General features: G+C 67.4%; 9 protein-coding genes. 6 read left to right on the forward strand and 3 right to left on the reverse strand.

Features of this window, described 5'->3' with window-relative positions; genetic code table 11:
• Positions 1 to 226: 226 nt before the first annotated feature.
• The 5 genes from ABNQ39_RS01670 (at position 227) to ABNQ39_RS01690 (ending at position 8439) form a co-directional block, all read left to right on the forward strand.
• Positions 227 to 1696: a hybrid sensor histidine kinase/response regulator gene (locus ABNQ39_RS01670; RefSeq protein WP_376958443.1), complete on the forward strand. Its 1470-nt coding sequence runs from the start codon at positions 227 to 229 to the stop codon at positions 1694 to 1696.
• Between the two features lie 302 nt (positions 1697 to 1998).
• On the forward strand, positions 1999 to 4293 hold the full coding sequence (locus tag ABNQ39_RS01675) for a sensor histidine kinase (protein WP_376958444.1): 2295 nt from the start codon (positions 1999 to 2001) through the stop codon (positions 4291 to 4293).
• Between the two features lie 557 nt (positions 4294 to 4850).
• Positions 4851 to 6239 (forward strand): bifunctional enoyl-CoA hydratase/phosphate acetyltransferase, encoded by a 1389-nt coding sequence (locus tag ABNQ39_RS01680; RefSeq protein WP_376959743.1) that lies wholly within the window; start codon positions 4851 to 4853, stop codon positions 6237 to 6239.
• A 14-nt stretch (positions 6240 to 6253) separates the two neighbouring features.
• On the forward strand, positions 6254 to 7438 hold the full coding sequence (locus ABNQ39_RS01685) for an acetate/propionate family kinase (RefSeq protein ID WP_376958445.1): 1185 nt from the start codon (positions 6254 to 6256) through the stop codon (positions 7436 to 7438).
• Between the two features lie 110 nt (positions 7439 to 7548).
• Positions 7549 to 8439 carry a LysR substrate-binding domain-containing protein gene (locus ABNQ39_RS01690; protein ID WP_376958446.1) on the forward strand — a complete coding sequence of 297 codons (891 nt, stop codon included), beginning with the start codon at positions 7549 to 7551 and terminating at the stop codon, positions 8437 to 8439.
• 63 nt (positions 8440 to 8502) lie between these two features.
• On the opposite strand, the gene ABNQ39_RS01695 is transcribed toward ABNQ39_RS01690, so the two are convergent.
• From ABNQ39_RS01695 to pgi, 3 genes are all read right to left on the reverse strand, one after another.
• Positions 8503 to 9348: a hypothetical protein gene (locus tag ABNQ39_RS01695; RefSeq protein WP_376958447.1), complete on the reverse strand. Its 846-nt coding sequence runs from the start codon at positions 9346 to 9348 to the stop codon at positions 8503 to 8505.
• 154 nt (positions 9349 to 9502) lie between these two features.
• On the reverse strand, positions 9503 to 9754 hold the full coding sequence (locus ABNQ39_RS01700) for a hypothetical protein (RefSeq protein ID WP_109445327.1): 252 nt from the start codon (positions 9752 to 9754) through the stop codon (positions 9503 to 9505).
• A 151-nt stretch (positions 9755 to 9905) separates the two neighbouring features.
• Positions 9906 to 11558: a glucose-6-phosphate isomerase gene (pgi, locus tag ABNQ39_RS01705; protein ID WP_376958448.1), complete on the reverse strand. Its 1653-nt coding sequence runs from the start codon at positions 11556 to 11558 to the stop codon at positions 9906 to 9908.
• 206 nt (positions 11559 to 11764) lie between these two features.
• Here pgi and ABNQ39_RS01710 point away from each other — a divergent pair, with 206 nt between their 5' ends.
• Positions 11765 to 11932, forward strand: coding sequence for a hypothetical protein (locus ABNQ39_RS01710; protein ID WP_199237545.1), 168 nt, complete (start codon positions 11765 to 11767; stop codon positions 11930 to 11932).
• The last annotated feature ends 25 nt before the right edge of the window (positions 11933 to 11957 follow it).

The raw sequence follows: 11957 nt of genomic DNA on the forward strand, positions 1-11957 counted from the left end.
AAACGCTGAAGGCCGAGCCCAATATGTCATCGAATATTTGTCGAATTGTAACAAGTCAGAGGGAGAGTCCTCTCAATGTATAGAGTTTACCGAAAAAGCAACGAAAGGTTTGATTGAGGTGGCCGTTATGATCTTCGCGTTCCATCTGCCCAATGGCGGGCTTTGCAACGGGCCGTACCTTCCATAGTCTCTGGTCTTATCGGAGCATGAGGTTTGGGATGCAGGTGTGACGGTGAACGGCAGCCATGACGACGCCGGCAGCGCGGGGCCGGCCCTTCTGGTGTTCGGGACCGACGGACGGCTCGCCGACTGGACGCCGGCCGCCGCAGCCCTCCCGCCGCTGGCCGGACGCCTGAGCGCCGGCATGCCGGCCGACGAGCTTGAGGCCAGCCTGCTCCCGTCCGCCGGACCGCACATGGTGCCCGACCGCCAGGTGCATCGGCTTGCCGGCGGGGGGGCGGTGTGGCGGTTCGACGCGTCGCCCCCGTCCGTTTCTTCGAATGCCGGCCCCCCTGCGGTCCGGCGGATGCCCGATCCGGCCGACAGGCTGTTCGCGGCGGCGAGCCATGACCTGCGCCAGCCTCTGGCCGCGCTCTCGCTGCTGATCGGTACGCTGGACGGCCGGCTGGATGCCGGAATGGCGGAAAAAAGAGTGGCGGATAGCCGGTTCGGGGAAGGGCGCGACCTGCTGCACTCGATGGCCCAGGCGGTGGAATCGATGCGCAGCATGGTCGATGGCCATTTCGACCTTGTGCGTCTGGAAAGCGGCCTGATGGAGCCGGACATCCGCACCCACGCGGTGAACGGCGTTCTGATGCGTCTGGCGCTGGAGGTGGCGCCGCGCTTCGCAGACCGCGGTCTGCGCTTCTCCGTGATGCCCTGTTCGGCGATGGTGCGGACCGACTCCGCACTGCTGGAGCGTCTGCTGCATGGGCTGGTCGCCAATGCCCTGCGCGGCACGGTGCGTGGCCGTGTGCTGCTGGGCTGCCGCCTGCGCGGCGACCGCCTGCGCGTCGAGGTGTGGGACAGCGGCCGTGGCCTGTCGTCGCAGCGGCTGGCAGCCCTGCGGACCGAACTGGCCAAGCCGGTCGGGGAGGGGGCAGGGGCGCTCGGCCTCGACCTGACCCTCGTGCGTGGCCTCGCCCGCAAACTCGGCCTCGGGCTGGAGGTCTGCGCGGAGGAGGGGCGGGGCACCGTCTTCGCCGTCCTTGTCCCGATATCCGTCGAACAGGGTGCCGAAGGGGCGGACGCCTCCGCCCAGGCTGAGAGCGCGGCAACCGGGTCACCGGCGTCGGCCGGCGGCGCCACCGACATCAGCCGCACCCGCATCCTGGTGATCGAGGACGACCCCATGGTGCTGGCGGCGCTGGAGGCGCTGCTCGGGCAATGGGGGTGCAGCGTGGTCGGCGCGGACTCCTACGACATGGCGGTCGAGCGGCTCGGTCCGGCTCCCGAACATTTCCATCTGATCATTTCCGATCTGCGGCTGAAGGGAGCCGCCAACGGCATCGTCGCGATCCGGCAGATCGTCAAGCTGTTCGACCGTCCGGTTCCGGGAATGATCCTGACCGGCGACACCGACCCCAAGCGGCTGCGCGAGGCGCGGCTGTCCGGCTATCCGCTGCTGCACAAGCCGGTGGCCCCGCTTGCCCTGCGTGCCGCCGTCGTCCGCCTGCTCGGTCATGATCCGCTTTGATAACAAAGACCAGAATGCCAGTTGAATCGATTCGGAGTAAGTAAGCGAAAGATGGAGAGTCGAAACCGTTGAGGTTTTGTGCGGTGCAATGACATTTCTGAAACAGAGGCCGAAGGATACGGCGAAGTGCAACAAAGTTTCGCCCATTTCCCTCAGTGCAACAGTCCTTTTATCCACCAATGGTTAGGCCGCCATCCTCCTTTCGTTTGAACTTCAAGTTTCGCATACCATTTTATGTCTTGCCTTCGCTATGATTGGTTTGGGCACTCGCTGTTCGAACGGATTGGGTGGAGGGCGTTCGGATGAACCGGCGTTATCGGGAAGGGGGACGGACCGGGAAACTGGCGGTGATCATTATCGCCGGGATGTTCCTGTCCTTTTCGGCCTTCCTGATGATCAGGAGTGCCACCCGCGGAGCTGAGCTTGCTCTGGCCGACCGTCAGGCCATCCAGCTCCATGACCAGCTGAAGTCGGATTTCGAGGATCAGAGCGTGCTTCTGCGCGCGCTCAGCGGTCCGATGGCCGGTCCCGCTCCGGTCACGGAGGCAAGCTTCGCGTCGGCCGTCGAGCCGCTGCTGCCGCTCTATCCGAACCTGCATGCCGTCGCCTGGGCACGCCGGATCGCCGACCGGGACGTGCCGCTGCTGGAGCGCGCCATGCGCGCGGCCGGCCGCAGTTCCTTCGCCGTCCGCACCGCCGGTGGCGGAGGGAGCGCGGAGTCCGAGGGGGGAGCCGGCGATTCTTCCGCCGGGCAGCTCGCCGCCGACCGGTTCGTCACTGTGCTGGCCGAACCGCGGTCCGCCATCGGGCTGATCGGGTTGGACATGGCCACCCTTCCCGGCCAGCGCGACGTGCTGGCGCGTTCCTGCACCGCCAATCGCATCGTCGCGGCCGGCGGCGAGCCGCTGAGGTATGAGCTGGGCAGAAGGTCCGTGCTGATCTATCTGCCGGTCTATTCCCGCGAGGTCGATCCCGACGACGGCCGTCCCTACGCCGGTGGACGCCTCGTCTGCGATGTGCTGACCGGCTTCCTGTGGACCAGCTTCGATGTCGGGCAACTGCTGCGCGATTCGGTCCGCCGGGTCGGGCTGACCGTCGGCGACGCCTATCTGCTGGAGCCGCCGGGCCGGACGACCTCCGGAACATTGGGAACACCGCGGCTGCTGGCCGCCGAAGGGGCGTTCGGCCGTCCCGGCGAACTGCCGCACCCGCCGGTCGATGCCCTCACCGTGGAGCAGCTGACCGGCCCGGTGGCGCCGTACTCCATCGTCCGCGACATCGCCTATGGCGGCCGGGTTTGGCGGCTCTATGTGGTTCCGACCCCGGCGCGGCTGTTCGGCGTGGAGGACCGGCTGGCCTGGACGATGCTGATCGGCGGGCTGCTGCTGACTGCCGGCGGCGCTGCCTATGTCCTGCGCGAGGCGAGGACCCGGCGTCTGCTCCAGACCGAGGCGCGCGCCCGCGCCGCCATGGCCCGTGCCCTGCGTGAGAGCGAGGAGCGGTTCCGGATGGCTCTGCGCTATTCCAAGGTGACGCTGTTCAGCCAGGACCGGGATCTGCGGCACCTGTGGATCTACTGCCCGCGCATGGATCTGAATCCGGAGCGCATGATCGGCCGCACCGACGGCGATCTGTTCCCGCCGGAGGAGGCGGCGCGGACGGTCGCTCTCAAGCGGTCGGTGATGGACAGCGGGGTCGGGACGCGGTGCGAGCTGGAGCTGACCTATTGCGGCTACCGCCGGGTGCTCGACCTGTCGGTGGAGCCGATGCGGGACGAGACGGGGGCGGTGGCCGGCGTCATCTGCGCCGCCATCGACGTGACTGAGTCGGCCGACATCCGCGAGGCGCTGGCCCGCGCCCATGCCGAGGCGGAGCGGGCCAACCAGGCCAAGAGCCGCTTCCTGGCCGCCGCCAGCCACGACCTGCGCCAGCCCTTCCAGGCGATGAGCCTGTTCCACCACATCCTGATGTCCAAGCTGGACGATCCCCATCAGGTGGAGGTGGCGAACAAGCTGGGAGAGGCGCTGACCGCCGGCAACACGCTGCTGTCAACCCTGCTCGACACCTCCGCGCTGGAGGTCGGCAACGTCAAGCCGCGGGTCGTCGAATTCGACGTGCAGGACATCCTGAGCCGTCTGGCGGTGGAGATCGGCGATCAGGCCATCGACCGCGGGCTTCTGCTGCGGATGGTTCCCTGTTCCGTCCGCGTGAAGAGCGATCCGATCCTGCTGGAGCGGATGGTGCGCAACCTGCTGGTCAACGCCCTGCGCTACACCACAGAAGGGCGGATCCTGCTGGGCTGCCGGCGCCGGTCCACCGCCGATGGCGGGATGCGCCTGTCCATCGAGGTGTGGGACACCGGTCCCGGCATCGCCGAGGCGGAAATGGCCGCGATTTTCGAGGATTTCTACCGCTGCGGCACCGACCAGCGCGACAGCGGCCGCGGGCTCGGCCTGGGACTGTCGATCGTCCGCCGCATGGCCGAGATGCTGGACCATCCCGTCACCGTGCGGTCGCGGGTAGGGCGCGGCACCATGTTCGCCGTCAGCATTCCGGTCGTGGAACAGCAATGCTCCTGCTGCGCCGCCGCCGACTGAGCAGCCCGCCGTCCTTTTCCATTCCGCAGCGCGCAATGGTGGCAGTTCCGCCGGCCGGTCCGCTTTTCCCGTCCTGGCCCGCGCAAGTTTCGGTTATGCTGCGTCTGCTCACTGGACCGAAACGATCCCAGTAACCCAACTGCAACAATGGCTTGGAAACTTTATTGATGTAGGTCATTGGGCCCCTTCGCCATAGGGGCTATTGCTTCCGCACAAGCACAGTCCTTTGGAAAAGCTTGGAAAGCGAAGGTTCCGTTTCTAAGGAACCCAACAAGACGGAGTTCGGCCGGTCGCCATGGCCTGCCCGGCAAGGGCGCCGGCGGCGACGGGAACCGGACTTGGGAGGATACGGCCTGCCGCCGCGACGGATGCCCCGGCACAACGGGCATCCGGTCCGGTCACCGGCATTCGGGGCTTCGCCATTCCGGCGGGGTCCGTTGGTCGGGCGCCGCGATCCTTTTCAGGAGCATTCTAGTATGGACACCGCCATCGCCGCCCCCTCCGCCGCCCCGGCGGGTCGCAGCGGCATCGTTCCGACCGGCAAGAACGGCAGCCCCATGATCGAAAACGTCACGTTCGAGGAAATCCGCATCGGCCAGCAGGCGAGCCTGTCGCGCCGTCTGACCATGTCCGACATCGAGCTGTTCGCGACGGTGTCCGGCGACCTCAACCCGTCCCATGTGGACGAGGATTACGCCGTCGACCATAAAGTTGTCGGCCACGGCATGTGGTCGGGCTCGCTGATCTCCGCCGTCCTCGGCACCCTGCTGCCCGGCCCCGGCACCGTCTATGTCGGCCAGGATCTGCGGTTCGAACGTCCGGTCCTGCTGGGCGACATCGTCACCGTGACCGTCACCGCCAAGTCGAAGGACGCGGCGCGCAAGACGGTGGTCTTCGACTGCCTGTGCCTCAACCAGGACGGCCGGACGGTCGCGACCGGCGTGGCTGAGGTGATCGCCCCGACCGAGAAGGTGTGCCGCGCCGCGGCGGAACTGCCGCAGGTGCAGGTGATCCGCCATGACGGCCACGAGCTGATGCTGAAGAAGTGCGAGTCGCTGCCGCCGGTGCCGACCGCCGTCGTCCATCCCTGCGACGAAAGCTCGCTGCGCGGCGCCGTCGAGGCTGCCGAAGCGAACCTGATCGACCCGGTGCTGGTCGGTCCGGAATCGAAGATCCGGTCGGTCGCCGACGCCTGTGGCCTCGACATCTCGCGCTACCGCATCGTCGACGTCGCCCACAGCCATGCCTCGGCCGAGACCGGCGTGCGGCTTGCCCGTACCGGCGAGTGCGAGGCGGTGATGAAGGGCAGCCTGCACACCGACGAGTTGATGGGCGAGGTGGTGAGGAAGGAGACCGGCCTGCGCACCGGCCGCCGCCTGAGCCACGTCTTCGTCATGAACGTCCCGACCTACCCGCGTCCGCTGCTGATCACCGATGCGGCGATCAACATCTACCCGACGCTGGAGGACAAGGTCAGCATCGTCCAGAACGCCATCGACCTCGCCAAGGTGCTGGGCACCGAGGTGCCGCGCGTCGCCATCCTGTCGGCGGTCGAGACCATCAACACCAAGATCGCCTCGACGCTGGAGGCGGCGGCACTCTGCAAGATGGCCGACCGCGGCCAGATCACCGGCGGCATCCTCGACGGCCCGCTGGCCTTCGACAACGCCATCAGCCGCGAGGCCGCCATCACCAAGGGCATCAAGTCCGAGGTGGCCGGTCAGGCCGACATCCTGCTGGTTCCCGACTTGGAGGCCGGCAACATGCTGGCCAAGCAGCTGTCCTTCCTGGCCCATGCCGACGCCGCCGGCATCGTGCTCGGCGCCCGCGTGCCGATCATCCTGACCAGCCGCGCCGACAATGTGCGCACCCGTCTGGCGTCCTGCGCCGTGGCCGTCCTGTCGGCCGCCGCCCGCCGCCGCGGTGCCGCGTCGGCGGCCGAGTAAGGAGGGCAGGGGCAATGTCCAACGCGATCCTCGTCATCAATGCCGGCTCTTCCAGCCTGAAATTCTCGGTCTTCCGGGATCATGGCGACGGGGATCCGGTGGTCACCATCAACGGCCAGATCTCGGGCATCGGCACCCAGCCGGTGTTCGAGGCCAAGGACGCCCAGCGCCGTCCGCTCGCCGAAAAGAGCTGGGGGGCCGGTGAGGCCAGCGACCGCACCGCCCTGCTGTCCTACCTGCTCGACTGGATCGAGGAGCGGCTTGACGGGGCGACGCTGATCGCCGCCGGCCACCGGGTGGTGCATGGCGGTGTCCGCCATGCCACCCCGGTGCTGCTGACCCCCGCCGTGCTGGACGAGCTGGACGGTCTGGTCCCGCTCGCCCCGCTGCACCAGCCGCACAACCTCGCCGCCATCCGCGCGCTGGCCGAGGCGCATCCGGAGCTGCCGCAGGTCGCCTGCTTCGACACCGCCTTCCACCGCAACCAGCCCTGGCAGGCCCAAACCTTCGCCATTCCGCGGGAGCTGACCGAGGAGGGCGTGCGGCGCTACGGCTTCCACGGCCTGTCCTACGAGTATATCGCCCGCCGCCTGCCGGAAATCGCCCCGGAATTGGGCGATTCGCGGGTGGTCGTCGCCCATCTCGGCAGCGGCGCCAGCATGTGCGCCATCCATGGCGGGCGCAGCGTCGACAGCACCATGGGCTTCACCGCGCTGGACGGCCTGCCGATGGGCACCCGTTGCGGCACCATCGATCCCGGCGTGCTGATCTACCTGATGCGCAAGGGCATGGATGCCGGCGCCATCGAGAAGTTGCTGTACAACAAGTCCGGCCTGCTCGGCGTGTCCGGCATCTCCAACGACATGCGTGCCCTGCTCGACAGCAGCGACCCGCATGCCCAGGAGGCGGTCGAGCTGTTCTGCTTCCGCATCGCCAAGGAGACCGGCGCGCTGTCCGCCTCGATGGGCGGTGTCGATGCGCTGGTGTTCACCGCCGGCATCGGCGAGCGCTCTGCCCCGGTGCGGGCGCGGGTCGGCGACAAGCTGGCCTGGATGGGGGTGGACATCGACGCGGCGGCCAACGAAGCCAATGCGACGAAGATCTCGACCCCCGGCAGCCGCCTGCCGGTCTATGTCATCCCGACCGACGAGGAACGGATGATTGCGCTGCACACCCGCAAGGTGCTGACCGGGCGGTGAGCGATTTGTGCGGGGGCGGCGCCGGCTGACGCCCCCCACATCCCCCTGGAGCTTGCCCCCCATTCGGTGCTAGCACGCCCACCGGCATCAAGCATCGTCCGGGGGAACCCGTGGTCCGCCCCTATCTGCCGCTGAACGCCCTGCGTGCCTTCGAGGCGTCGGCGCGGCATCTCAGCTTCACCCGCGCGGCCATCGAGCTGTGCGTGACCCAGGCCGCCGTCAGCCATCAGGTCAAGCTGCTGGAGGAGCGGCTGGGCGCCAGCCTGTTCCATCGCCTGCCGCGCGGCCTCGCCCTGACCGACGAGGGAAGGGCGCTGCTGCCGACTCTGGAGGAGGCGTTCGACCGCATCGGCGGGCTGCTCGACCAGTTCGAGGGCGGGCGGTTCCGCGAGGTTCTGACTGTCGGCGCCGTCGGCACCTTCGCCGTCGGCTGGCTGTTGCCGCGACTGACGCGCTTCCGCGAGGCGCATCCCTTCGTCGATTTGCGCCTGTCCACCAACAACAACCGCGTCGACATCGCGGCGGAGGGGCTGGACTACGCCATCCGCTTCGGTGACGGCGCGTGGCACGGCACCGAGGCCGTTCATCTGTTCAACGCGCCGTTGTCGGTGCTGTGCGCACCGGAGATCGCCCGGCGGCTGCGTGAGCCCGCCGATGTCGGGCGCGAGACCCTGCTGCGCTCCTACCGGTCCGACGAATGGCCGGGCTGGTTCGCCGCCGCCGGAATGGAGCCGGCGGCGATGCCGCCGGTCAAGGGGCCGGTCTTCGACTCCTCCTCGCTGATGGTGGAGGCGGCAATCCAGGGGGCCGGGGTGGCGCTGGCTCCGGTGGCGATGTTCCGCCGGCCGCCGGCCGTGGGGCTGATCGAGCAGCCCTTCGCCGTCACCGTCTGCAAGGGCGCCTATTGGCTGACCTCGCTGAAATCGCGGCCGGAGACGCCGACCATGCGCGCCTTCCGCGACTGGCTGTTTGCCATGGTCGCGGAAGAGGCGGTGGCCTGAATGGGCAAGCTGCTGGCAGGAGATGGAGCTCCGCTCGCCGTTGCTCTTCCCGACTTGCCCCTTTTATCGGCTGCCGGTGCCGTCACCGGCCGAGCCGGGCAGGTAACGGCCGACCGCCTTGATGATCGCAAGTGCTGAAGTCGCCGCATCGTCCATGCCGGCGGAACGGATCGCCGCCGCAACTTTTGCTTTCGGCCCTGAGCCGCCATCGGTAATCACAAACAGGCTGGCATCATCTCCGCTGTCGGACGACAGCAGCTTGGCCAACGATCCAGCACCAGCGCTTCGGGCCAGCGCGCCGGCACCCTGCCGATCATCCAACCGCACCAGTGCCATCGCATCCGATGCGATCCCGGTGCCGTGATTGAACGCAATATCGAGCTTTTGGCCAAACCGTGAATCCTGCCGATCGGTGATGCTCAACCCGATGAGGCCTGTGCCAGCCTTGCGATCCTCTGCAGTTGCTCCGACCTCGCTCTCACCAGCTTCAACCAGTATGGACGGCGGTTTGGGCTTGGCGATTCCCTTGCTGGCGGCAATGGCGTCCATCATGGCCGTCCCAGCCCCGCCAGTGGTGATCGAGACACTGTCGGATAAGCCGAACGCAGCGCGGAATGCGTTGGCGGCCTTTCCCATATAGTCGCTTGTCGCATTGGCCCAGTCCGTCATTGCCGGAATCGCGGCGCCGGTGCGTCTGATTTCCTGATCGCGTTCAGCCGACAGGGCCGTTGGCTGTTCACGCCCCATCGTCCGGCGCGCGGCATCGGACAGATCCACAATAACTGTAGGGGGCGGGCGCGGTGGATCTTGGGAGACGGTGAGGGAGGCAGGACGCGCAAATGTTCCGGTGGATTTGACCATGCCGGTGGTCGCATCGAGCAGGGTCTGCGACCCAACGATCTTCGTCATATCACACCTTCCACGTGCATTATCGAAATAATATGCGCGGAAAGATGGGTTCGCAATATGTTTGCGCAGACTTATTTGGGCAGACTCAAGGGCGCGCACCTCTTCCGCGACTGGCTGTTCGCCATGGTCGCGGAAGAGACGGCAGGCTGAGCGGTCAGGACAAGGTGACGCGGCGCGGGGCCTGCTGCCGCTCCCGCTGCTGCCAGAAGCGCAGCCGCAGCCGCGGCGCCATGAACCAGGCGATGGGAGCGGCAAGGATGACGCTGAGAATGACCACGGTCGGCATCAGCGTCATCGCCTGTTCGGAAAAGCTGGGGATGCCCAGGACCAGGACGGTGCCGATGCCGAAGACCACACCCTGGATCATGCCGTAGATCAGGATGGCGAGGCGTAAACGGGTGGACATGGGACTGCTCCGCTGAAGTTGGATGGTGCATAGACCGTTTCCCTCTTCAACCGGGGCGAGGCCGCAATGTTCCGAACGCCATCGGAGGGAGTCTGCTCCGCCCGATAGCGTTCGTATACATACAATTACTGGGCGTGACGCGAGTTTGCCCTTACTGGTGCGCCCGCCACCATGCCATCAGGCCGGTGGTGGAGCTGTCATGGGCGCCCTCGGCCGGACCGGCTTCCATCTCCGGCAGGATGGTGTTGGCCAACTGCTTGCCCAGCTCGACGCCCCACTGATCGAAGCTGTTGATGTCCCAGACGATGCCCTGGACGAAGACCTTGTGTTCGTACAGCGCGATCAGGGCGCCCAGCGTCGCCGGGGTCAGGCTTTCCATCAGGAGGGTGTTGGACGGACGGTTGCCGGGGAAGACGCGGTGGGGGACCAGCGCCTCGACCTCATCCGCCGGCTTGCCGGCCTTGGTCATCTCCGCCCGCACCTCGTCGGCGGTCTTGCCGCGCATCAGCGCCTCGGCCTGGGCGAAGACGTTGGACAGCAGGATGCGGTGATGCGCGCCGGCCTCCGCCCCGATCGGGTTGTGGCTGGTCGCCGCCGCCACGAAGTCGCAGGGGATCAGCGAGGTGCCCTGGTGGATCAGCTGGTAGAAGGCGTGCTGGCCGTTGGTGCCGGGCTCGCCGAACAGCACCGGGCCGGTCTGGTAATCCACCGGCTCGCCGCCGCGGGTCACCGACTTGCCGTTGCTCTCCATGTCCAACTGCTGGAGATAGGCGGGGAAGCGGTGCAGATACTGGTCGTAGGGCAGCACCGCGTAGGACGAGGCGTCCCAGAAATTGCGGTACCAGACGCCCAGCAGGGCCAGCAGCACCGGCATGTTGCGCTCAATCGGCGCGGTCTGGAAATGCTCGTCCATCGCATGGGCGCCGGCCAGCATCTCGGCGAAGCGTTCCGGGCCGATGGCGATCATGATCGGCAGGCCGATGGCCGACCACAGCGAATAACGGCCGCCGACCCAGTCCCAGAAGCCGAACATGTTGGCCGGGTCGATGCCGAACTTGCGCACCTCCGCCTCGTTGGTGGAGACGGCGACGAAATGCTTGGCGACATGCGCCTCGTCCTGCGCGGTCTCCAGGAACCAGCGGCGGGCGGAGTGGGCGTTGGTCAGCGTCTCCTGCGTCGTGAAGGTCTTGGAGGCGATGACGAACAGCGTCGTTTCCGGGTCCAGCCACTTCAGCTGTTCGGCCAGATGGGTGCCGTCGACGTTGGAGACGTAATGCAGCGCCACATGGGCGTGGGCAAAGGGCTTCAGCGCCTCCGTCGCCATGACGGGACCGAGGTCGGAACCGCCGATGCCGATGTTCACCACGTCGGTGATCGGCTGGCCGGTGTAGCCGCGCCATTCGCCGTCGCGCACCGAAGTGGCGAAGGCGTCCATCCGCTCCAGCACCGCGCGCACGCCCGGCATGACGTCGCGGCCATCGACGGTGACGGCGCGGTCGGAGCGGTTGCGCAGGGCGGTGTGCAGGACCGCGCGCTTTTCCGTCAGGTTGATCGGCTCGCCGCCGAACATGCGGGCACGCGCGCCCTCGACATCCTGCTGGCGGGCGAGGTCGAGCAGCAGGCGGACCGTGTCCTGGGTGATGCGGTTCTTCGAATAGTCGAGGAACAGCCCCGCGGCTTCCATGGAGAAGGCTTTGAACCGGCCTGGATCGGCGGCGAACAGGTCACGCATGTGCGTGCCGGCCATGTCCTGGCGGTGTTGGGCGAGAGCGGTCCAGGCGGGGGAACGGGTCAGCGCGGTCATGATGCTTTGGACTCCTTGACGTCAGCGGTCCTTTGACGCGGCCCATCTTGCGGGGCGTGCGGAGCCTAACACCGACCGCCGGCCGCGGCCACGGGCCAAAACGCGACGGTCGGCGCTGCTGATCGGCCTATGCGGGGCGGCCAGGGTGCAACCCGGCGGGGCGGTCGGGTGTTGTGGTCTTTGAGGAACTGCGACAGGAGGACAACATGTCGGACAAGCCCGTTGCCCCGCCATTGGAAGAGCGCGAAGAGCAACGCGACCGCGACGATGCCGCACGGCCGGATCAGGTCGGGATCATTCCCGGCAAAGTGCCGGGCAGCCCGGTCGATCCGAGCGATCCGCGCTTTCCGGGGAGCCAGCCGGATTTGGCGTGAGGGAAGGCTGGGGGCGCCGTCGGCC

This window comes from Azospirillum sp. A26 (assembly GCF_042604635.1).
Lineage (GTDB): Bacteria > Pseudomonadota > Alphaproteobacteria > Azospirillales > Azospirillaceae > Azospirillum > Azospirillum palustre.